The following is a 21,039-nucleotide window of genomic DNA, read 5'->3' on the forward strand; positions in this document are numbered from 1 at the left end:
CGTTCGACGGTGGGCGGACGCTCCACCTCCACGGTCGGCCACGCGAAGCGGGCATCGAAACGACCGTGCGCCTGAACGGTCAGCCGGTCGATTCGGTTCTCGGAAAATCGCTGGCGAGACTAGTCGGTATCTTTCGTAGACGAGACGACGACAGCAATTAATGACACGCACCGCTCGAACTCGGAGCCGACGACGGCAACCATCGAATGTGACGCGACCGAAATGCAGCGAACGCGTCGAATACGGCGGCGGGGCAAACGTCCGGGCGGACCACGACCACGCCAGCATCGACCAACAGCGAGAACGTTCGCGGACTCGGTCCACTCGCGGCGCTCGCTGGCCTCGGTACAGTAGCGTCTTGGCGATACCAGAGTTCTCGCGACGAGTACAACTGAAGACGGCCGACGTTTCTCGGCAGGCGCTCAAGGTCGTAGAAAACACATATGTAAACAAGAGCTCATATCGTCCAGTACGCTTCGTCTACTCGTATCCTCTCCGAGCGAGTAACCAACGGAACATGACTGATGCAGTTTCATCGATGGACTCCCTTGGTGTTCGCGTTTCCCGACCACTACGTCGAACGTTCGGCGTACTGGGCCGACGTGGACCTCGTGAGGTGGTCGAAACAGACCTACGAGTGGACGCGAGACGATTGGTCCGGAGTTCGAGACTTCGCACAATCAGCGCGAAGGACCTACGAGACTGGGCGCGGCGACTGCGAGGATTACGCCCTCGTCGCGGCGAACGTGTTGGCGTCTCGGGACCGTAGCAATCTCCACTTCGCCATCGTGTCGGAGGGCTTTCTGCCGGAACACTTCGTTCTGTACGACGCGGTCGACCAGCAGGTGTACAGCAGTGGTCGTATCTACGATGCGACGTTGTCGGAGTACCTCGACGAGTCTCGATACGTGCGCCGCGTTACTCGTCGAATCGTTTAGCGCGATACCGCCGTCGAATCTTACCAGACCTGATTCCCCGAGCATAACTGTCAAAACGATTATATTAATTGGAAGTCGTACAACTGTCACTGGGTGTCGGTGTCAAGGAGTTCCCGATCCCAGGCAATTGCACATATATGACTCACACGCGAGATTTCGAGGACCTACTCGAGTTAGAGAACGTCATCGGCGTAGAGTACGACGAAACGAACGACCGCATCGTCGCCTTCGTGACCGAGAAGGTGCCCGAGTCGGAGCTCGACTCGAATCACGTTATCCAGCGCAACGTCGACCGCGACAGCGACGTGGAAGCAATCGGCGAAATCGGTCCCCTCGGCGGCGGACCGGTCCCCGACGCCCAAGGCGCGCGAAAGAACCGCCACCGTCCAGTCGAAGGCGGCGTGAGTGAAGCGAACGCGAACGTGAGCGCCGGAACCGCCGGAATGTATCCGGTGGAGGTCGTCGATACGTCGGTTGGCGAGTGGGCCGTGAGCGTCTCGGAGGGCGACCGCGTCCGACTGAGTAACAATCACGTCTACGCGCGGTCGAACGCGGCCGAACTCGGCGAGTCGATACTGCAACCCTCTCCGTACGACGGCGGGACCGCAGAGGACGCGGTGGGGGAAGTAGTCGGCTACGTCCCACTCGGAGACGGCGCGTCCGTGGACGTGGCGGCACGGTCCGTCGATAGTGACCGGGAGTCCGACGAGTACCACGACCTCGGCGGCCGGTATCCGACTAGCGTTCGGCGCTCGGGGCTGGGCGACCTGAAGGGCGACACCGTGGTCAAGACCGGCCGGACCACCGGCGTCTCGACCGGTGAGGTGAAAGCCACGTCGGCGAGCGTCAGAGTCCAGTACGGGGACGACCTCGGAGCAGTGACGCTTCGGGACCTGGTGGTCACGTCTGACATCTCGGACGGCGGCGACAGCGGGTCTCCGGTGTTTCTCAAAGCCTCGGGCGAACTCCTCGGCGAGGTGTTCGCCGGGTCCGACAGCGTCTCGGTTCTCTGCAAGGCGGCCAACGTTGAGTCGAATCTGGGCGTCAAGTTCGTGACGGGGACCGACGACGACCAGTACGTCGAGTCGTTCGACACGACGGTCGGCGTCCAGATGGAGCAACACGACCTCTCGCTCGAAGAGCTGAGCGGCGACAAACCGAAGGCCGGCGAGACTATCGATGCGAGCGCCACCGTCTCCGGGAACTACGACGGTAAGTGCTGGCTCGAAGTACAGGGAGACCGCTACACGTTCGAACTTACGGCCTCCGAAGGCGGTGGACGCTACACGGCAGACGTCGCCGTGTCGGTGACGGCACCTGACGAGTATCGGGGGTCGTTCGACGTACGCATCGCCGGTGGCTACGTCGAACAGTCGTGACGGGCACGGTCGTCCCGCATCGCCGAACGTGCCAGCGCAGCGGCCGTGACCAAACGAAGAAGTGATTTAGACAATGGATAACATCGGGCCAATCGGAATCACCAAACTCCTCGGCGTCGTGGCGACCGTTCTCAGCACCATCGGCGGATTCGTCTACTGGCTCGCACGTAGCTCTGTGGGTCTGGCCACTAAGTCCTACGTCGAGAATCAGTTGACGGAGGAGATAGACCCCCTAGAACGGCGGGTCGAGAACGCGTTAGACCACGCGCGGCAGAACGAGGACGAACTCGAACAACTGAAGAGCCTCATCGAAGGGGGTAACAACCAGTTCGATCAGGGGATGATGGACTTCCTCGACGAGAACATCGAGCGGACGAACGAGATAAAAGGCGAACTCGACGAACTTCGCCAGCGCATCACGACGCTCAAGTACGACGACCGGACCGGCAATCCCTCCAACGACGAGCGGTGACGCCGTGAAACTGCCTGACACCGCGTAGTTGTTGATTTTATATACTAATCCGGGCGGGACGGTGATAGCCAACGCTACCACCTGTTGGTAGCAAATCGAACGGTGAAAACGGTGGCGCTAGCACCGACAGGCACCGATCAGGAGAGTACACTACTAACTACTCGACCCTTCGTTCGTCCGCTACTCCACTTGTGGGTTCGAATTCACTTCGTTTCTCTGGGCTCACCTCCATCCGTAAACACGAAGTATCTCTCTCCGCCTGTAAGCTTGAGTACCGACCGCTCTATACGCAGAGAATCGACCGAGTACCGGTCGCTCCGTGGATAGAGTCCCGACTTTCTGCCGTGATTCGGCACTCTTCTCGACCGGGAGTGCTGCCAGGGGGCTGATGGTCGTGAGCTGCCACCAGGTGGTAGCAGTTTATTCGGCAGCGTCGCCATCAGTTCCCCATCCTTTCGGCGGCCGATACCAGCGGGTCCGGCTTCCAGACGAGCAGGCGGTGGTAGCCCTCGCGGCACTTGTCCTTCCGAACCCGTCGCGGCGAGTCCTCGGCGAAGTCGGCCACTTTCGAGAACACCCGTTCGACCTCGCTCGTACTGAACGTCCGGTCGAAGCGCGCCTCCAGATAGGGTCTCACATCCGGGGCGAGGAAGACGAGACGGCGGCCATTACCGTCGCTGACAAGCGATCCCCAGTCAGTGGCGTAAATCAGTAGCGCTCGAGCGCGCTCGTGAACCGGATAGACCCGGTCCACGACGTTGTCCGGACCGCAGCGAACAAGCCGAATCAGTTTGTCGCCCGACACGGTGACGTCGTCTACCTCGGCGTCGAGTTCGTCTTCGAGGTGGGTCACGCGCTTCTCTATCAGGGCGTCGCTCCTGCTTCGGGTCTTCTGCTCGGCGACGAGGCTGTCACGGAGTTCCGAGACCTCCTCGCGGAGGTCGGTCTTGGCGTTTTGGACGATTTGGGTGCGCTGTATCTGCTCGTCGCGGATGGCCGTCTCCCGGGCCTCGCGTTCGGCCGCGAGTTCGTCTTCGAGCGCGTCGATGCGTACGTCCTTCTGGGCGACTGCCGCTTCGAGTCGCTCGACTCGGTCCGCGAGGTCCGCGACTGCGGCCTCTATATCGGACCCGGAACGGAGCGAGTTCTGCTCGGCAGTGCGTGCGTCTGATTCGATGTGCTGTACGTCCTCGTCGGAGTCGGCTACGTCGTCGGTCGTACTCATAACTTCAACCGGCAATCGGTGTGTCGCTTGTTGTCCGCGTCGCGTACTTCTCGTGGGGGTCTCTCGACTCATGCGTCGTTCCCACGGATTAGTGCGTCATCCCTTCCTAGTTCGATACGACGTCTCGGATGAAGGGAACGCGTCGTAGTGGTGGCTGATGATGCGTCCTGTCCTGCGTTGCTCGCGCCATCCACACCTTTCGGCGACACTCGTATAAGGATTAACCAACAGTGGAGTGAAAGTGAAAATGAACCCCCGAAACGGCGTTTCTTGGTTAACGGACCTGACAGAGCTACTCACGAGAGTACTATAACCTAAATTGTACAGAACGTGGTGAAAGTAAAACGTCCGTTCTCACCGAACGTATTAGGGACGACAGAATCGAACCAGACCGACGTGAGATGCGGCAAGACTGTCGAAAATGGACCGGACGGAATCGGTCCTTGCTCCGCACCATCAGCCACCACGCTTGTGAAATACGGAGCATTTTCACGCTCAAATTCTACCAACATAATGGTGTTGGTGACCTCGAAGTACGAGACACAGGACGGAGACGAGACACCTGAAGAACTTCCCGACGAGGACTTTCCCGAACTCCCACCGGGCCGCAACGGTAACAGTGCGGTCTCTATCAACTCCGGCCCGTAGGTGCCACTCGTCATCTTCTTTCGTGTCTTGCTCCGCGGTAGGAAACGATTCTTACGTGAGACGGTCGCCGAGATACGTTTACTGGTCACGCCCTCCTCGTGGTCTCACTCCCTTCTACCCTACTCGGGTATATCTGGAACACGTGACCTAGATTATATAAATCAACAGTTTGAAACATAGCTCCACAATCACAGAACCGGCTACAGAGACTGGTCTCTGAACTTTTTAACACAACATGCGACAGTTCACGATTCGCCACTACGGCACTGAACCCCATCGCGACGTTAGAATCGTAGCGCAGAATGTACTGCGGACGACACAGCGCGAGGTAGAAACGGTAGAGGTTATGGGAATCTACTCGCTGCTCTCTGAGTACGTCGACTCTGAGGCGGTAGACGTCCTCGTCGAGGCGGGCGCGACAGTCGACGATGATACGCTCCGAGGTGACCTCACTGCGACGCCAGCGGTGCAGAATGCTGTCGTGGCACTATTATCTGACTCGTTGTTAGTCGCGGAGTTCCGAGATAAAAAAGGGGACCCAGTATTTGCACGAGTGGACAGCGACGCCGACTCGGTATACCTCGACGTCCCGGAGTATCGACGCCTCGATGACGCAGCGTCGCCCGACCAACTCGCACGACTGTTCCCGGTCAGTAGTGAGTGCGATGCGATTCGTGCGGAGAACGGAACGAATCCGGCATCTGGGACGGACCTGACGGAATACGCTATGTATGGGGAGGAATCAAATCGGGCCTCGGCGGTCTCCTCGCTGTGGAGCGATCTCTTGCGGCTGAATCGATTGCCGTCCTCGGTCTCACTCTGTGGACTCACTGCGGTACTCCGACAGACAGCTCCTGATGCACTGGAGGCGCTACAATTAGCAGGAGCGACGCAAGACGAGATCGTCATCTCCGGAGAGGTCACTGCCTCACAGGACATACTCCAAGCGTTGCAAGCTGCGTGGGGGGACGGCATCCACTACGTCCGTTGTCGTGACGAGCGAGGTGACCCCCTGGTACTTCGGGACGGTCCTCGCTCCGATTACCTATATCTCACAGCAGCAGAGCGAGAGCAACTCGGTGCGTGGGCCGCGGAGACAGTTCGACCTTCGAACCGTTGGCAGATGTGAGAACAGCGGTACGTCGACATAGAGAGGGACATCCGGCCCTGTTGCGGTTCTCGTCTTCAGGCACCTACCGTGGCACTATTAATCGCGATTCGGGTTGGACGAGACTCCTGAATCGGACAATCCGAGTCTCGACGCCGACCGCCCGCTCCCGCCTGTCGAGGTGTCCGTCGCCGTCGCTGTCGCTCTTCTTCGGAGAGGTTTCGTACAGCCACTCTTGACGGTTGGTCAGCCCATCGTCGTCAGTATCGTACTTGACTGGTTGCTACCGACCGTCTTGGTGTACAGTACGAATTTCGCGAATTCCCCCGCCCCTATTATCTATTTTATTTTCCTCCGCTAAGCCAACTCAGTTTGTTTCAGCAACCGATTTTGACCCTTCGATTCAGAATTTCGCCAGATTCGTTTGTAGGCTTGTAAGCACGCGAAGAATGTGAGGCGGGGAAGCTGAAACGGTGCATAGGACGGATGGAAACACCCTGCTACGAGAACTCCGGAACCACTTCCTCTTGGAAGAACTCGATGGCCGCCTCCTGATTCGGACCGGTCTGCTGGAAGTAGACGTGGTCGAAACCGGCGTCGACGTACTTCTGCACCTTGTCGATGTATGGTTGCGGGTCAGGACCGGTGACGACCGCCTCCGCGATGTCGTCTTCGGTGACGTTCTGGACGGTGTCCTCGAAGTGTTTCGGCGTCGGGAGTTCCTGTCCGCCGCCCTTGAGACCCGCGTTCGGCCACCACTCGTGGGCGTTCGTCACGCCCTCCTCGTCAGACTCGGCGTAACTCACCATCATCCCGCCGTACTTGGGTCCCGCTCCCCCGCCCTCCTCGAACCGATTCACCAGTTCCTCCTTGGGCGAGGTGGCGACGTAGCCGTCGCCGATTCGGCCCGCCGCCTTCGCGGCCTTCGGCCCCAATCCGGACACGTGTATCGGCGGGCGTTCGTCGGGAAGCGTGAACACCTGCGCGTTCTCCACGGTGTAGTGGTCGCCGTGATGGGTGACCATCTCGCCGGACCAGAGGTCTCGAATTACGCCGACGGCTTCTTCGAGCATCTCCAGTCGGACGCTGTGGGGCGGCCACCGGTCGCCCAGAATGTGTTCGTTAAGTCGTTCCCCGGTTCCGACGCCGAGGAAGAATCGCCCGTCCATCTGGACCTGCGCGGTGGCCGCCGCCTGCGCGACGATTGCCGGATGGACTCGCATCGTCGGACAGGTGACCGCGGTACCCAGTTCCAACTCCTCGGTCCGTTCTGATATTGCGCCGATGGTCCCCCAGACGAACGGACTGTTACCCTGCTTGCGTATCCACGGGTGGTAGTGGTCCGAGACGACGGCGAAATCGAAACTCGCGTCCTCGGCGCGGCGGGCGTACTCGGTCAGTTCCTCCGGGCCGTGCGTCTCGCTTGCGAGGTTGATACCGAACTCGGTCATGTGGTCTCACACTCGAATTGCATCACTCGCTTTGGGGAGGAGTGTATCCCTCCACTCGGGTCTGTTCCCACCGTTCGAGTCGGTCGGTGCGTCCCGGAACGCCCCGTCCGGGGAACTCCTCGCCGCCCCAGATAGAAATCCAGAGGTCCTGATTCGAGAGGTAGAGCGCGCCCGCGGTGTCGAACGAGTCGTCGGTGACCCGCCACTTGTCGGTCTCGGTGTCGTACTCTACTTCCGCGTTGTAGACCGCGGCCTGTCCGTACTCGCCCTCCGCGTCCGGGGAGAGCGGGAGCGGGTACTCACCCTCTGGTCGGTAGGCTTGCCACCGGGTCGAGCGCTGGAGTCGCCCGCGATTGAAGGTGTTGTTGAAGTGGGTCGCGAACTTTTGCTTCACGCCGTCGAGACCGAGGACGGCGTCGGCGGCGTTGAGTCCGCCGGTGATATCGCCGGCGTGTCGCGGCGTGACCGTGTACGTGGTCGCGCCTCGTTCGGTCGCGAACGTCCCGGCCGCCTCGTCCCACAACTCCTCGAGCAGGTACGACAGCGCGGACTCCGCGGCGTCGCTCCGTCCGACCCCGTCGATTTGGGACGCCCACAGCAGGCCCTGCCCGACGACGCCCTGCGTCGCGGCCTGATGGGACGAATCAGTCTCGACACGGCCGTCCCCAGCGAGGTTCGACTCGACGACGTCGGCGAGGTCGTTCGCGTAGTCACTCGCTTTGGTCTCCATCTCCGCGTTCCCGGCGTGGGTCCCGTACCACCCGGTCGCCCCGAGCATCACCCCGAGGTCGCGCGCGGTGCCAGCGTCCAGAATCCGCTCCGGCGGATACTCCTCGAACGTCGCGTCCGCCATGCGGTCGGTCAGTCGCCGTATCTCGCCGACCTCGATTAGCGGACTCGGATTCTCGTAGCCATACCAGCCGTTCTCCGCGTAACTCGCCATGTCAGAGAGGAACCACAGCATCGCGGCGTAGTCCTCCGGACTGGCCGTTTCGTCGACGACTTCGTCAGTCGCAGGTCGGTACGTGCCGACGAGTCGCATGTCGTCTTCGTCGTCGGGGTTCTTGCGCAGGTGTCCGTTCTGGAGCGCGTACTTGATTCCCATCTGGGTGGCGGTCCCGAGGAACTGCGGCCGGTCCTTCGACGCGACCGGGGCGAGGTTGAACTCGTGCTCGAAGCTCTTCGCCCACGTGACACCCTTGAGGTGGGTCCATCCCAACGATGCCGGGCTTATCACCTGCGACGACTGGTCCGTATCCCACTGCGTGGTACTCGCGTCGGGCCGGTATCGGCCGCGATTCCGGATGCGGAGTGGAATCTTCGGTTCCTTCTGGAAGTGGGGGTCGCCGGTCGTGAACGGCGCGACGTTGATGTGGGGGTTCTTCGTCGGGAGTTCGTCCGCCCGAGGTGTGTTCTTCAGAATCCCTCTCTTCCGCTTCGCGAGCATCGCCCGCTGCATCATTCCCTTCATCCTCGCCTTCATCTTCTGGGGCAGCGAGTCGAACTGCGCTTCGTGCAGCGGGAACCGGATGCCGTTCCCGCTCATCTGGAAGATGCTGTTCATGTTGAACAGCGAGTACCAGTAGGCGTCGTTGGTGGCGTCGAACCAATCGTACCGCAGGCTGGACACCTCGCTCTCCTCGGGCGGCACTACTTTGTAGATAGTTCCCTCGCGTTTCTTCTGCGTATTGAGCGTGCGACTCGTGAGGACGTACAGTTCACCGTCGTGGTCGCGCCCCAGCGTGAAGAGGTAGCCGTCGAGGACGTTCGCTTCCAGTCCCTCAATATCGACCGATTGCAGCTCCCACCGGTCGCTTCCGTCGTCCGAGGCTGTTGCGGCGAACAGTCGCGCCCGCGGCGCGTCGTACTTCTTGCTCAGGTCGCCGAAGACGTAGCTTCCCTGAAGTTCGGGGAGGTCGTCGCCCTCGTAGACGTAGCCACCGGTGACTGCCGACCCGACGAACGCACCGACCTCCGTGACACCCTCGATGTGGGGATACTCGACGATAGGGTCGACGAGTTCCTCACCGCGGTCGTTCACGTCCGGACAGTCGTCCGCCGGACGCCACTGGTTCTCCGGGTCGAAGCAGTGGCTCCCCTCCTTGACGTTCCAGCCGTAGTTCTTGCCCTTCTCGACGAGGTTCACCCACTCGAAGAGGTGTTCACCTACGTCGGCGACGAACAGACGGCCCTCGCTGTCGAACGATAGCCGCCACGGGTTTCGCAACCCCCACGCGTACAGTTCGTCGATTCCGTCCTCGCCGACCAGCGGATTGTCGTCCGGAATCGCGTACGGATTGGTCCCTTCTTGGCCGTCGACGTCGATGCGCATGATACTCCCCATCCCGCTCTCGGTGATGTCTTGGCCGTTCCCGCCTTCGACGTGGCCTTTGCCCGTATCTCCGGTGTTACCGCCGTCGCCCATCCCCACGTACAGATATCCGTCCGGGCCGAACGCGATTTGACCCGCGTTGTGGTGCGCGCCGGGATGGGGCATCCGCATGACGAGTCGTTCCGACTCGGCGTCCGCGCGCTCACCGTTCTCGGTCGCTCGGAACTCCGAGAGCATCCCGGTGTGGTTCCAGCCCTCGGGCGTCCGCTCTTGGGGCGGCGCACTGTACCGGACGTAGAACTTCCGATTCTGGTCGTAGTCCGGGTGAAACGCGATGCCCAGAAGGCCCCGCTCGTCGTGCCCGTAGTACAACTCGACGACGCGGTCACGGATGTCCAAAAATGGCTCGTCCCGCAAATCGCCGTCCTTTAACACGCGGACGACACCGGGCTGGTCGAGGACGTACTTCCGCGTCGTCTCCCCCGGTGCGACCGCGAAGTCGGTCGGTGCGAACGAGCCTTCGGCGACCTTTCGAAGCCCGATTTCGGGCGACTGTGAACTGATAGGTCCGCTCTCGGAGTTTGATTCGTCTGTTGCCACGTTCCCCACCCTCCACGAAGTACGCCAGCATCTGACGATTAATGCTTTGGCCACTATCGGGAGGAATTTGGTTGGATTCTGACCGTTCTACCGACGACAGCTTCAGGAAATAATCAGACCACTAACGTTCCCAGTCGATGAGTGATACCACGGTACCGTGTCGAGTACGTGGCGAATCAGGTCGGCACCGTAGCGTCCGAACTGATTCACATCTCCTTGCCGTGTTCCTCGCGTGCGTGTTCTTCGAGTTCTTCTTGGTCGTCGAACGTTGCACCGCACAAGTCGCACTCGTATTCGTCTGCCATGCGCGACCGCGTACCATACTTGAATGCTTAATAGTAGTGGCAGACGGCTTCTGAATCGAGAGTGCAAGCATTTCGAACGACCGCGGCACGTTTTTTACGAGACCCTCTCGTACCCTGTTCGGAGAGTCAATGACCGACTACGACTTGCTAGTTATCGGTGGGGGAGCGGGGAGTAATCTCGCTACGGCCGCGACACGACGCGGACGGGACGTAGGTCTCGTCGAGAGGAGACCGATGAGCGGGACGTGCCTGACCCGCGGTTGCGACCAGTCGAAGACGCCGTTGCATCGGGCCGGCGTCGCGGAGACGATTCACAGCCATCCCGCACTGAGCGAAGTCGTGCAGGGAGCTATCGAAGCCGTCTCGGAGTAAGGAGATGAACGAGTATCCACCCATCGAGGACCACGGTCTCGTCGGCGACCTCAAGACGTGCGCGCTCGTCAGTCTCGACGGAACCGTCGACTGGTGTCCGTTTCCCGGCGTCGAATCGCCCTCCGTCTTCGCTGGTATTCTCGACGCCGAACGAGGCGGTCACTTCACGGTCGCCCCGGAAGAGGAGGAGTTCGACGCCGAGCAGGCCTACATCGACCGGACGAACGTCCTGCAGACGACGTTCACGACCGGGCGGGGCGAGATACGACTCACGGACTTCATGGTCCCCACGAAAGGTGATATCGGTGCAGACGGCGAGCGCGCGCTCTATCGGAAAGTGGAGGGTCGTGACGGGACGGTCCCTATCGACATGGCGTTCCGACCCCAGTTCGATTACGGTCGAGCGGAAACGACGATAACCGCCCGAGACGAGAGTGTTATCGCAACCGCTGGCGAGACGACGACCGAGTAACGCTCTCGTCGTCGCTGGATTTCGAAGTGGAGGACGCCGAAGCCACTGCAACGGCGTCTCTCACCCCGGCGGACGCTTACTGGTTCGTTACGCGGTACGACCCGGACGCGGAGGCGAGTTACGTCCCTCCCGACCAAGTACAGGAGAACACGGTCGAGTTCTGGCACGACTGGGTCCACACCTGCGACATCGCGGAGTGCATCTTCGAAGGCGCGTGGCACGACCTCGCAGTTCGGTCGGGACTGGCGCTCAAACTTCTCACTCACGAGGAGACCGGTGCCATCTGCGCCGCGCCGACGACCTCGCTTCCGGAGGACGTCGGCGGCGTGCGAAACTGGGACTACCGGTACAATTGGATTCGAGACGCGGCGTTCACGGTACAAGCGTTGGCCAACCTCGGCCACACCTACGAAGCGATGCGCTACGTCAACTGGTTTCTGGAACGGTGTCACGCCGGCGAACCCGCCGAGATACAACCGCTGTACGGACTTCACGGCGAGACCGAACTGACCGAGGAGGAACTCGACCACCTCGACGGCTATCGGGGGTCGAAGCCGGTTCGGATAGGGAACGGGGCCGCCGACCAGCGTCAACTCGATACCTACGGCGAACTGATTCTCGCGGTCTCCGAGACCACGCGGTTCGCAGATATCGTCTCCGAGGACGACTGGGAGGCCCTTCGCGGTATCGTCGAGTACGTCTGCGACGTCTGGGACGAGAGAGACGCCGGTATCTGGGAGGTCCGCGACGGTCCGAAACACTTCGTCTTCTCGAAGGTGATGTGCTGGGTCGCGCTCGACCGCGGCATCGCGATGGCCGAGGAGAACGGTTTCGACGCGCCGACGGACCGGTGGAGCGACGTCCGTGACCGAATCAAATCCACAACTCTAGAGAAGGGGTACGACGAAGAGAACGGGTACTTTCTCCAAGCGTTCGGCGACGACGACACCCTCGACGCGGCCGGGCTTCTCGTCCCCGTCGTCGGATTTCTCCCGGTCGACGACGACCGGGTCCAGAATACCATCGATGCGATACAGGCTCGGTTGGCCTCCGATGACGGACTCGTCAAACGGTACGACGGTGACGATGGACTCCCGGGCGAGGAAGGTGCGTTCCTCTGGTGTTCGTTCTGGCTGGTCAACGCGCTAGCCCTTTCCGGTCGCATTCAGGAGGCCGAGGACCTGTTCACCTCGCTCTCGGGGTACGTCAACCACGTCGGACTACTCGCCGAGGAAATCGACCCCGAAAGCGGTTCACATCTCGGTAATTTCCCGCAGGGGTTCTCCCACATCGGTCTCATCAACAGCGCCCTCTATCTGGCTCACGCGAAGGATGGCGGGGAATCGACGACGAAGCCGATGGGGATGAGATTGGGAGACGGTATCTCGCTCGGGAATACGGAGTGAGAAAGATGACCGTTCACCGATGTTCGGGGACGTAACTCGTTGGACGACGATGCAAGAAACACAGACTGCTCTGGGAGGCACTGATGACTGGGAGTGCCGCTAGGACCGAACGGAGTCGAGAACGATGACCCGTCTTGCGGGTCGGCGACGATATGCGGACTCCGACCGACGCTCGCCGGAAGCCGTGGCGGTCAGTCGTCCGCACGAGCGCGTTCGTTGGCGTGACTTCGGAGGGCGTCAGAGAGTGCCGGAACGTCGGCCGAGTCGATTTCGCCCTCTAACTCCGACAACGACTTGGGGTACGTCCGGAGGTCCTTGTGGATGGCGAGACCCGCTCTCGCACCCTGTCCCATGGCCACCGGAATCTGGTTGTGGCCGGGCGTGATATCGCCGACTGCGTGCACGCCCTCGACGTTCGTACGCCCGTGGTCGTCGACGAGGACCGCGCCGTCGGTGTCCAGTTCGACGCCGAGACTCTCGGCCAGTTCGTTGTTGTAGTCCGCACCGTACATGGCGAACCCGCCGGTGTACTCGCGCCGAGACCCGTCGGCGAACTCGAGGCTCTCTAACCACCCGTCACTGTCGTTGTTCACGCCGACGACCTCCGCTTCGACGATATCGACCGGGTGAGCGCGAAGTTGCCTGTCGGTCTCGTCGCTCCACTCGGGTTCGGCGTCGCGTAACAACAAATCGACGTCGTCGGTGAAATTGAGCATTATCATCGCGACGTGGGCGGCGCTTTCGCCGTGACCCATCACGTACACCGACTCGTCGACGAACATGTAGGCGTCGCAGTGGAGGCAGTAATGGAGACCCCGGCCGGTGCGAGGGAGTGGGGGTTCGGGCCGTCCATCGGTAAGTCCAGTCGCGAGGACGACGCGGTCGGTAAACGCCGTGCCAGCGGTCGTTTCGAGGCGGAACTTTCTGGACACCTCTGCCGCATGTTCGACGGCCGTGACGAACGCTTGCCTGTACTCCGCTCCGTAGCCCTCCAACTGGTCGATTGCCGATTCGAGGAGTTCGTTGCCGGAGACGGATTCGGGAATTCCGAGGACGTTGTGCGTGTCCTGCATCATCGCAGCGCGGCCGCCACCGCGGTCGAACACCGCCGTGTCGTGACCGAGACGGGTCGTGTACAGTGCCGAGGTCAGTCCCGCAGGCCCGCCGCCGATGACGACGACGTCGTACTCGGAGTCGGTGTCCGTGTCGTCTGCTTTAGTGGTCATCTCGTGAGTCACCTTCTGTTACTACATTACCTTTGGTTACCCATAAGTATTGGCTAAGCGAGAGGTAAGCGGCTTACCAAACGGAAACGGAGTAACGACACGGCCGGACGATGGTAACGAACCGGTCAGTCGGACTAGGTGAAAGACGAGAGAGTGGAACCTTACGGAACCTGCCCCGGCATCGACCCCTCGGACCACTCGCCAGTCTCGGTCCCACACTCCTTGCATACCGCGACGACGATATCTCCGCTCGACGCATCGTCGTCCGAACGCCGCTCTAATTCCTGGTCTGTCGCCTCACCGCAGTCGGGGCAGTCGCGGAGTTTCACCTGTTCGCCGTACTCCAACGGAGCACCGAAGGCGAACGCTATCACCCGCTCGTCTCCGCGGTTCCATCCGCGTTGGAACTCCCCGGGCGGAAACCGAACGATTTCGCCGGAGTCGACCTCGACGTCACCGTCTTCCGTCTCGAAGGTCGCGGTACCCGATTGGACGTAGAACACCTCCTCTTGCACCTCGTGTCGGTGATACGCGAAAGCGAAGCTATCCCCCGGTTCGAGTTCGTAGTAGTTCATCGCGAAGTCGGTCGCTCCCAGCGGTTCCGTCAGGTGGCGCATCACGGCGGCCGGTTGGACTGCGTTCTCGACGTCCTCGATGCGGACTTTCTCCATACGTCCCGTGATTCGGGTGGGGGTAAAAGAAGAACGGGGTGACGGAACGAGACGTCTCAGTCGGACCTCGTTACTCGGTGGTCGTCTGTTGCTGGCCCGGCGGGGAGTCGTTCGTCCCCGGGACACCTCGGCCCTCGAAGAAGTCGCCGGCCCACTGGCCAATCCAGATGTCTTGGTTCGCCGTATAGAGCGCTTGGGCCGTGGTGAATCGGTCGTTCGACACCGACCACTCGTCGGCGGCGGTGTCGTAGGTGACCTCGGTGTTGTACACCGCGGCCTGCCCGAACTCCCCGCCGGCGTTCTGCGGGAGCGGGAGAGTGAACTCGGCGTCCTCGTTCCGGGACGGCGGGCGCTCGGCGCGCTGGAGTCGCCCGCGGTTGAACGTCTGATTGTAGAAGCTCGCGTACTTCTGCTGTGCACCCTCGATACCGAGCACGGCGTCCGCGGCGTTGACACCGCCGGTGATATCCCCTGCGTCCCGCGCGGTGATAGTGTAGGCTCCGTCACCGGTGCCGTCCGCGAACGTCCCGGCGTCGTCGTCCCAGAGGTCCTGCAGTAGGTACGTGAGGACAGAGCGAGCCGTCTCCTCGTGGGTTACGTTCGGTAGCTGTGACGCCCAGAGCAGGCCCTGTCCGACGACGCCCTGCGTCGCGGCTTGGTTCTTCGACTCGGACCGAACCGTCCCGCTACTCGCGGTTCGCTCCTCGACCGCGCTCGCCAGCGCGTTCGCGTACTCCACCGCGCGCGACCGGAGTCGTTCACTCCCTGCGTGGGTGCCGTACCAGCCGACCGCGCCCAGCATCACGCCGAGGTCCCGAGTCGTTCCCATCTCCAGAATCTTCTCGGGCGGGAACGCCTTCATCGTCGTCTTCGCCACACCGTCCGTGAGTTGCTGGATTTTCCGTGCCGGGATGAGGGGTTCGGGGTTGACGTAGCCGTACCAGCCGCCGTTGGCGAGACTGGTCATGTCCGAGAGGAACCACAACATCGCGGCGTGCTGGGTCGGCCGCGCCGTGTCGTCCACGACCGTCCCCTGCTTCGGATTGAACCCCGAGACGAGCAGGAGGCTGTCGTCACCTTTCGTGAGCGCACCGTTCCCGTCCGGGCCGCCGTCGACGAGCGTGGTCTTGATGGCGAGTTGTGCCACCGTCGCGAGCAGTTGCGCGCGGAACTTCGGTGCCATGTCGGACGGCAGCACGTCGAAGTGCGCCTGAAAGTTCTTCGCCCACGTCACCCCCTTGAGGTGGGTCCACGCGACCGACGCCGGACTCACGACGCCGGACATCTCCGACCGGTCCCACGCCATCGTGTCGGCGTGGATGCGCTCGACGTTCGCGCTGAACGGTGCGACCGGCTTCTGCGTGAAGTGCGGGTCGCCTTCGGTGAACGGGGCGACGTTCAGGTTCGGGTTCTTGATGGGCGGGCGGTCCACGTCCGAGTTCTTCAAGATGCCCTTCAGTCGCTTCGTGAACAGCTTCTGCTGCTGCTCGTTGTGCGGGAACAGCACCCCCACGCCGCTCACCGCGATGGTGGTGTTCATGTTGTACAGCGAGTACCAGTAGGAGTCCCACGTCGCTTCTCGCCAATCGTACGCCGCTTGCTGTGCGGCCTGCGTGGTTTTCGTGGTCCCGCCCCCGGTTCGGATATCGCCGACCATGGTCGAAGGATGGACCGTGCAGACGTACTGGGACATCGCCTCGGACGCGGTGAACGTGAGCGAGCGGGTCTCCCCCTGATTCGACATCGTTTCCGTGCTCACGACGTTGTTGCCGTTCTGGTCCGTGATGGTGAAGTTGTGGGGCGCGCCGTCGAGGTTCTCCCAGACGACTTCGTACTCGGTTCCCGGTTCGAGTGTCAGCGTCGGGTTGGTCTGGCCCTGTACGGCCGCCGGTTGACGGCCCTGCCATCCCGATATCTTCGCTCCGAGTCGGTACGTCGTGGACTCTGCGGTAGCGACATTGCCGAGAACACCGGCCCCTGCGACTCCCGCCGCGAGTTTCAGCATCGCTCGCCGCCGAATAGCACTCCCCTCCCCGTCGGATGAGTGGTCGTGATTCATGGTCTCTCGTGAATATAGCTGTCGCGTCGAACGGTGCGACCGCCGGCAGTACGACCGTTCGGACAGTGTACACGGGACGACCTTCGCGCGAATAAGTCACCCCCGCCTGTGTCCCCGAGACGCACGACCGGACGTAGCCGCCATCCGGTGAATCGGTTCTCGGGGCGTCTCGGGAGACCCTCGAAGGTAGAGTCAGCGGTGGATGGACGGATAGTGACAGAATCCCGTCGGACGGACGCTGCTACACCGACGACGGGTCTATCTTCCGGCCGACCCACAGGAGGCTTCCGACGAGGAGGACCGCAGCGACGGGGAGCAAGACGTCGAACACGGTCAACAGTACTCCGGACGCCTGTACACCGAGGACGATGAGCACTACTGGGCCGCAACACGCTGCCCCGGACAGTAACGCCGGCAGTCCCGCGAGGGCACCGGTCGAAGAGGACGCGAACCCGCAGGCCTGTGGTTGCCGCCACGCGAGGTACGTGAGCGCGAGGTTCAACCCGACTAACCCCGCGAGTCCGAGACCGACGAGCGTGTTCACCGGGGAGAACAGGAAGGTGGCGACGGGAAGTTCGAGTCGGGCGATAGGTTCGAACTGCCCGTAGCCGATGGGTTCGAAGGCCCGCGACAGGGGGTCGTCCACGACGAGCAGGTCGATTCCGCGACCGCCGAACGAGAGGTGTCCTACCGCGGTCAGATAGGCGACGAGGTAGACGACCGCCACACCCGCGAACACTGCCATCGAGTCGCGCCGCCGAAGGGCAGTTTGAACTGCGAAGCGGGTACGCGACACTGCCACTCCGATTCGACCGTGGAGACTCGTTCGGTCCTCGACCGTGGATTTCCGCCTAGTCATGAACTCCCGTACTCGGGTACAGTCCCACCCAAGCGAACCACATGGCATCGTACCCGTACACCCGGTCGAACGGGAGGTCCGCGGGCGAGTAGGTGGACCCGTTCACCACGACCGCTCCATTCTTTCGGTTAATCGACGCGTCGTCCGGCGTCCGGTAGATGTACGCGGTATCCAGTGCGGAGTCGTACACCGCGACGACCGGCGAGTCGCCGAGTTCCCCTTCGACGAGACCCCGTTTTCGCAAGGCGTCTTTGACGAACGCCGTCGCGTCGGTGGGCGTTCGCGCCCCGAGGACCACCTTCTTCAGTGGATACCGGTCGTCGTTCTGAAGCCGGTCGAATAACGTGTTACTGCTCGTGTAGTAGCCCCCGCGCGGATTGTACGTGCCGTAGGGGTCACCACCGTAATCCCGGATGTAGCCGGTGTCCTCGGAGAGGACCTTCGTCTCCGGATGGCGTCGCTTCCACTGCTCCCAAGTGGTCCAGACCAGCCGAAATTCCCGGAGCGACTCGCCTTCGTGCGTACCTTCGATGGCGGTGGCCAGCATCTGCGGCCATCGGCTATCGGTGGCCCGGTCGTACATCACGAGATTGTTGTTGAGGAGGTCCCCGGAGACGCCGAACGTCGTCTCGCCGCGTTCGAACCCCATCGCGGTTCCCGTGAGCGGGCAGTAGGTGACGCTCACGGGAGTCTCGTCGAGCGTGTCGTTCGTAATCTCGTGCCAGACGAGAATGTACTGGGGGTACGCCTTGACGTCGTCTCCCCGGGCGACGCCGAACACGATGTCGCCCGGTTGGAGTCGCTCGTCTGCGTCGGCGACGCCGGTGAACTTCGGGTCGTCTATCGACGGGATACCGTCCTTCGGCGGGCCGCCCGACACCACCTCGTTCCGGAGTCTCTTCAGCGGGTACTCGACCAGAAGTTGCTCGCTCGCGAGCGGTACCGCCCCATCGTCTCGCGGTCGTGCTGACGCAGTCCGACGACGGGTTCCGACCGTGGCCGCGAGCGAAGTACCTGCTCCCAGCAGGAATCTCCGCCGTGAGGTGCGAACCATATCGGTACTCGGTCGCGAGGAGTGTTAACACTACTATGGGTGTGTCCATCTCAATCACAGCCAGATACGTGACCTCTCAGGGACGGTTTATCCACGAATCGACAGAAACGCGTTCGCGGCGTCTCGCGACTATCGAGTCGTCTGTCCGTCTGCACAGACAGAAAGCGAACCACCGCAATCGCGGGCGGTGACGATAGAGACGGCGTCGGTTGACGGGAACGGCACCCTGATGTGAACGTACGGCGTGGTACTGCGAACAGGATGACCGACAACTCCGAGCGCACCCACCTCTACCCGAATCGGGACCGACAGTCCCGAGAGACGGGCGTCTCTCGTCGTCGGCTGCTGTCCGGTTCGGTGGCCGCCGGCACCGCCGTGACCGCCGGATGTACCGGTTCGTCGTCCGGCCCGGCCGAGACGGACACCCGCGACGGAACGGTCTTCGTATTCAATACCGGTGAGAAGACGGTCAGTATCATCGACACGGAGAACAACGAAGTCGTCGCCACGCCGCACGTCGGTGTGACGGCGTCGTTCCCGTCCAACCAGTTCGCACCGACGCTGACCGACGCCCCGACCGACCCGCTGTGGCTCAACGTGGACCGCGGCGTACGGGCGGTGGAAGTCGGGTCGCTGTCGGAAGTCGCGGCCGTCGAAACCGGGTCGGGCGCGAACTGGCAGGAACTCACGCCCGACGGGAAACACCTCGTCGTGAGCGCCCGCGAACCGGCCCACACCCAGTATCGAATCGACGCCGACCCGGCATCCGAGTCGTTCGGCGAAGTCACTGGCGAACTCGACCGCACCGACGAAGGGGGCCGCGGCGACAGAGACGGTCCAGGACCCTGCGACGTCACTATCCACCCAGACGGCGAGTACGCCTACGTCCCGGACATCTTCGGGAATACCCTCTCGGTCATAGACGTCGAAGCGTTCGAACTCGCCACGCAGATATCGGTCGCGCCGACCGGCGACGCGGACGCCGCCCGCCCGTGGATGGGGACGGCGGCGTGGAACGGCGACGTGCTGCTCGTGGAACACGACGAAGGCGCGACCGGCACCGAGAGCATCTGGGACGTCAGCGACCCGGCATCCCCCACCGAGAAGGTGCGACTAACGAGCGACGACGGCCTCGGAGAGCGACCGCTCACGAGCGAAATCGGTCCCGACTCACAGACAGGGTACGTGTTCACCCCCGGTTCGAACGACGTCACCGTCCTCAATATCGACGCCGGAACGGTGACGAACCGCATCGACCTCGGCGGGTCGGCGTTCGTCGGGACGTGGGGACCGAACCGCGAACAGCTCTACGTGCCCGTCCAGACGAGCGACGAGGTGAAGGTCATCGACCACCCGAGCGGCGAGGTCACCGCGACGATTCCGGTCGGGTCGAAACCCTACGGTGCGACGGCCGCGACCGTTCGTCCAGAGGAAGACGCCGTCGGGAATCTCTTGGGAACGATGGCGACGCTCGGAGTCGAACTGTCGGAGGCCGGGACCACCTACTGCATCGGGAACTGCGCCTGCGGTCATCGGCTTTGACTATTCACGTATTGGGTTACCTCGAACTCACCAAACGAACTTGGTTCTCCGTAGCTAACGCTCATCCATGGGAACAACTGACAAAGAACGAGACGTGTACAGATGCCAGCACTGCGGGAACGTCTCGTTCGGACGCTCAGCGTCCGATTCTGGCGAGGGGGAACGACCGTCCACGGACGCATCCGCAATCGAGCGTCCGGAGTTAGCCGTCGTTCTACGGGAAGTCTTCGGCATCTCCGAGACGGGCATACGAATCTGCGTCTTCCTCATGGAGGACGGAGAATCGACCGCGGGAGAACTCGCCGACCACCTCGAGCTAGACCGAAGCACCGTCAGCAGGCAACTGAATCAGTTGACCGACATCGGCCTGCTGGAGAAACGACAGCGCCTGCTCTCGGAGGGCGGTTACGTCCACGTCTACTCGCCGGTGGACGTCGAGGAGGTCCGCCAGCGACTGACCGTCGGCCTCCACGCGTGGATGGACGAGGCGCTCGAACTGGTCGAGGACGTCAACCGCGAGAAGGTCGCGGCGTTGGCCCGAGCCGACCACGACGAAAGTGACTCGACCGGTATCTACTGGGACGAGTAAACGTTCGGTCTCCCCTCGAACCTACCTCGACCCGTACCGGCTTGATGACCTGTGGGTGTACCCGTCTTGACGCAGGTGAACAGTCCGGCGAACGATGGCGTGTTTCCTTTTAGAATCAAGGGATAGTCCTGAATACACCCATATTCACTTCCGAGTGGTTAAAATAAAGCAAAATTCTTTTGTTATTTGGGGGCGAAATTGGACTTGTGGTTGTAGAATTGCTCGTCTATCTTGGGTTCTTCCTCACACCACTTCCGGGATTCATCGGTTTCCGGTTGTTGCTCCGTACAGGATGGGTTACTGAAGGAACAGGGGAACGCGAAACTTGGTT

18 protein-coding genes are annotated in these 21,039 nt (G+C 61.9%); 9 read left to right on the plus strand and 9 right to left on the minus strand.

Annotated elements, in window-relative coordinates:
* The first annotated feature begins 551 nt into the window (after nucleotides 1-551).
* The 3 genes from FXF75_RS18300 to FXF75_RS18310 all read left to right on the plus strand — a co-directional run bounded on the left by FXF75_RS18300 (nucleotide 552) and on the right by FXF75_RS18310 (nucleotide 2,789).
* Nucleotides 552-938 (plus strand): hypothetical protein, encoded by a 387-nt coding sequence (locus tag FXF75_RS18300; protein WP_163523312.1) that lies wholly within the window; start codon nucleotides 552-554, stop codon nucleotides 936-938.
* 137 nt (nucleotides 939-1,075) lie between these two features.
* Entirely contained in the window at nucleotides 1,076-2,317 is a 1,242-nt protein-coding gene (locus FXF75_RS18305; protein WP_163523313.1) for a S46 family peptidase, read from the plus strand.
* A 73-nt stretch (nucleotides 2,318-2,390) separates the two neighbouring features.
* On the plus strand, nucleotides 2,391-2,789 hold the full coding sequence (locus FXF75_RS18310; protein WP_163523314.1) for a hypothetical protein: 399 nt from the start codon (nucleotides 2,391-2,393) through the stop codon (nucleotides 2,787-2,789).
* 439 nt (nucleotides 2,790-3,228) lie between these two features.
* Here FXF75_RS18310 and FXF75_RS18315 read toward each other — a convergent pair whose 3' ends face one another.
* Nucleotides 3,229-4,014 carry a hypothetical protein gene (locus FXF75_RS18315; RefSeq protein ID WP_163523315.1) on the minus strand — a complete coding sequence of 262 codons (786 nt, stop codon included), beginning with the start codon at nucleotides 4,012-4,014 and terminating at the stop codon, nucleotides 3,229-3,231.
* 883 nt (nucleotides 4,015-4,897) lie between these two features.
* On the opposite strand from FXF75_RS18315, the gene FXF75_RS18320 reads away from it, so the two are divergent.
* A complete protein-coding gene (locus tag FXF75_RS18320; RefSeq protein WP_163523316.1) occupies nucleotides 4,898-5,791 on the plus strand; it encodes a hypothetical protein in 894 nt (297 codons plus the stop codon).
* Between the two features lie 479 nt (nucleotides 5,792-6,270).
* Here the strand turns inward: FXF75_RS18320 and FXF75_RS18325 are convergent, their stop codons facing one another.
* From FXF75_RS18325 to FXF75_RS23200, 3 genes are all read right to left on the minus strand, one after another.
* A complete protein-coding gene (locus FXF75_RS18325; RefSeq protein WP_163523317.1) occupies nucleotides 6,271-7,221 on the minus strand; it encodes a TIGR03557 family F420-dependent LLM class oxidoreductase in 951 nt (316 codons plus the stop codon).
* A gap of 22 nt (nucleotides 7,222-7,243) precedes the next feature.
* The gene (locus FXF75_RS18330; protein ID WP_163523319.1) at nucleotides 7,244-10,153 is read right to left on the minus strand and encodes a PQQ-dependent sugar dehydrogenase; all 2,910 of its coding nucleotides are present in this window, start codon (nucleotides 10,151-10,153) and stop codon (nucleotides 7,244-7,246) included.
* A 206-nt stretch (nucleotides 10,154-10,359) separates the two neighbouring features.
* Entirely contained in the window at nucleotides 10,360-10,458 is a 99-nt protein-coding gene (locus tag FXF75_RS23200; protein WP_275897442.1) for a C2H2-type zinc finger protein, read from the minus strand.
* Nucleotides 10,459-10,692: 234 nt separating this feature from the next.
* Between FXF75_RS23200 and FXF75_RS18335 the strand changes: the two genes are divergently transcribed.
* The 3 genes from FXF75_RS18335 to FXF75_RS22815 are packed head-to-tail and all read left to right on the plus strand — an operon-like array spanning nucleotide 10,693 to nucleotide 12,708.
* Entirely contained in the window at nucleotides 10,693-10,830 is a 138-nt protein-coding gene (locus FXF75_RS18335; protein WP_163523321.1) for a hypothetical protein, read from the plus strand.
* Between the two features lie 4 nt (nucleotides 10,831-10,834).
* Complete coding sequence (locus tag FXF75_RS22810; protein WP_240334771.1) at nucleotides 10,835-11,302, plus strand: trehalase-like domain-containing protein; 468 nt, start codon at nucleotides 10,835-10,837, stop codon at nucleotides 11,300-11,302.
* A 26-nt stretch (nucleotides 11,303-11,328) separates the two neighbouring features.
* The gene (locus FXF75_RS22815; protein WP_309221860.1) at nucleotides 11,329-12,708 is read left to right on the plus strand and encodes a glycoside hydrolase family 15 protein; all 1,380 of its coding nucleotides are present in this window, start codon (nucleotides 11,329-11,331) and stop codon (nucleotides 12,706-12,708) included.
* Between the two features lie 191 nt (nucleotides 12,709-12,899).
* On the opposite strand, the gene FXF75_RS18345 is transcribed toward FXF75_RS22815, so the two are convergent.
* The 5 genes from FXF75_RS18345 to FXF75_RS18365 form a co-directional block, all read right to left on the minus strand.
* Complete coding sequence (locus FXF75_RS18345) at nucleotides 12,900-13,934, minus strand: NAD(P)/FAD-dependent oxidoreductase (protein ID WP_163523323.1); 1,035 nt, start codon at nucleotides 13,932-13,934, stop codon at nucleotides 12,900-12,902.
* 161 nt (nucleotides 13,935-14,095) lie between these two features.
* Entirely contained in the window at nucleotides 14,096-14,605 is a 510-nt protein-coding gene (locus FXF75_RS18350) for a cupin domain-containing protein (RefSeq protein ID WP_163523324.1), read from the minus strand.
* A 70-nt stretch (nucleotides 14,606-14,675) separates the two neighbouring features.
* Nucleotides 14,676-16,664 carry a plastocyanin/azurin family copper-binding protein gene (locus tag FXF75_RS18355; RefSeq protein WP_163523326.1) on the minus strand — a complete coding sequence of 663 codons (1,989 nt, stop codon included), beginning with the start codon at nucleotides 16,662-16,664 and terminating at the stop codon, nucleotides 14,676-14,678.
* Between the two features lie 241 nt (nucleotides 16,665-16,905).
* Nucleotides 16,906-17,409, minus strand: coding sequence for a hypothetical protein (locus FXF75_RS18360; protein ID WP_205427864.1), 504 nt, complete (start codon nucleotides 17,407-17,409; stop codon nucleotides 16,906-16,908).
* A 106-nt stretch (nucleotides 17,410-17,515) separates the two neighbouring features.
* Nucleotides 17,516-18,577 (minus strand): DUF3179 domain-containing protein, encoded by a 1,062-nt coding sequence (locus tag FXF75_RS18365; RefSeq protein WP_163523328.1) that lies wholly within the window; start codon nucleotides 18,575-18,577, stop codon nucleotides 17,516-17,518.
* A 261-nt stretch (nucleotides 18,578-18,838) separates the two neighbouring features.
* Between FXF75_RS18365 and FXF75_RS18370 the strand changes: the two genes are divergently transcribed.
* Together FXF75_RS18370 and FXF75_RS18375 are read left to right on the plus strand one after the other, a co-directional pair.
* Entirely contained in the window at nucleotides 18,839-20,119 is a 1,281-nt protein-coding gene (locus tag FXF75_RS18370; protein ID WP_163523329.1) for a hypothetical protein, read from the plus strand.
* A 67-nt stretch (nucleotides 20,120-20,186) separates the two neighbouring features.
* A complete protein-coding gene (locus tag FXF75_RS18375; protein ID WP_163523331.1) occupies nucleotides 20,187-20,708 on the plus strand; it encodes a helix-turn-helix domain-containing protein in 522 nt (173 codons plus the stop codon).
* Nucleotides 20,709-21,039: the final 331 nt, after the last annotated feature.

Source organism: Halorussus sp. MSC15.2, from assembly GCF_010747475.1.
In the GTDB taxonomy this organism is placed as follows: Archaea; Halobacteriota; Halobacteria; order Halobacteriales; family Haladaptataceae; genus Halorussus.

What these genes read in the sequence shown, in the direction of transcription:
- FXF75_RS18305 (WP_163523313.1), top strand. Translation starts at nt 1,076, where the DNA reads ATGACTCACACGCGAGATTTCGAGGACCTACTCGAGTTAGAGAACGTC.
- FXF75_RS18360 (WP_205427864.1), bottom strand. Translation starts at nt 17,409, where the DNA reads ATGGCAGTGTTCGCGGGTGTGGCGGTCGTCTACCTCGTCGCCTATCTG.
- FXF75_RS18355 (WP_163523326.1), bottom strand. Translation starts at nt 16,664, where the DNA reads ATGAATCACGACCACTCATCCGACGGGGAGGGGAGTGCTATTCGGCGG.
- FXF75_RS18365 (WP_163523328.1), bottom strand. Translation starts at nt 18,577, where the DNA reads ATGGTTCGCACCTCACGGCGGAGATTCCTGCTGGGAGCAGGTACTTCG.
- FXF75_RS18325 (WP_163523317.1), bottom strand. Translation starts at nt 7,221, where the DNA reads ATGACCGAGTTCGGTATCAACCTCGCAAGCGAGACGCACGGCCCGGAG.
- FXF75_RS18310 (WP_163523314.1), top strand. Translation starts at nt 2,391, where the DNA reads ATGGATAACATCGGGCCAATCGGAATCACCAAACTCCTCGGCGTCGTG.
- FXF75_RS18375 (WP_163523331.1), top strand. Translation starts at nt 20,187, where the DNA reads ATGGGAACAACTGACAAAGAACGAGACGTGTACAGATGCCAGCACTGC.
- FXF75_RS18335 (WP_163523321.1), top strand. Translation starts at nt 10,693, where the DNA reads ATGAGCGGGACGTGCCTGACCCGCGGTTGCGACCAGTCGAAGACGCCG.
- FXF75_RS23200 (WP_275897442.1), bottom strand. Translation starts at nt 10,458, where the DNA reads ATGGCAGACGAATACGAGTGCGACTTGTGCGGTGCAACGTTCGACGAC.
- FXF75_RS22810 (WP_240334771.1), top strand. Translation starts at nt 10,835, where the DNA reads ATGAACGAGTATCCACCCATCGAGGACCACGGTCTCGTCGGCGACCTC.
- FXF75_RS18370 (WP_163523329.1), top strand. Translation starts at nt 18,839, where the DNA reads ATGACCGACAACTCCGAGCGCACCCACCTCTACCCGAATCGGGACCGA.
- FXF75_RS18315 (WP_163523315.1), bottom strand. Translation starts at nt 4,014, where the DNA reads ATGAGTACGACCGACGACGTAGCCGACTCCGACGAGGACGTACAGCAC.
- FXF75_RS18345 (WP_163523323.1), bottom strand. Translation starts at nt 13,934, where the DNA reads ATGACCACTAAAGCAGACGACACGGACACCGACTCCGAGTACGACGTC.
- FXF75_RS18320 (WP_163523316.1), top strand. Translation starts at nt 4,898, where the DNA reads ATGCGACAGTTCACGATTCGCCACTACGGCACTGAACCCCATCGCGAC.
- FXF75_RS18350 (WP_163523324.1), bottom strand. Translation starts at nt 14,605, where the DNA reads ATGGAGAAAGTCCGCATCGAGGACGTCGAGAACGCAGTCCAACCGGCC.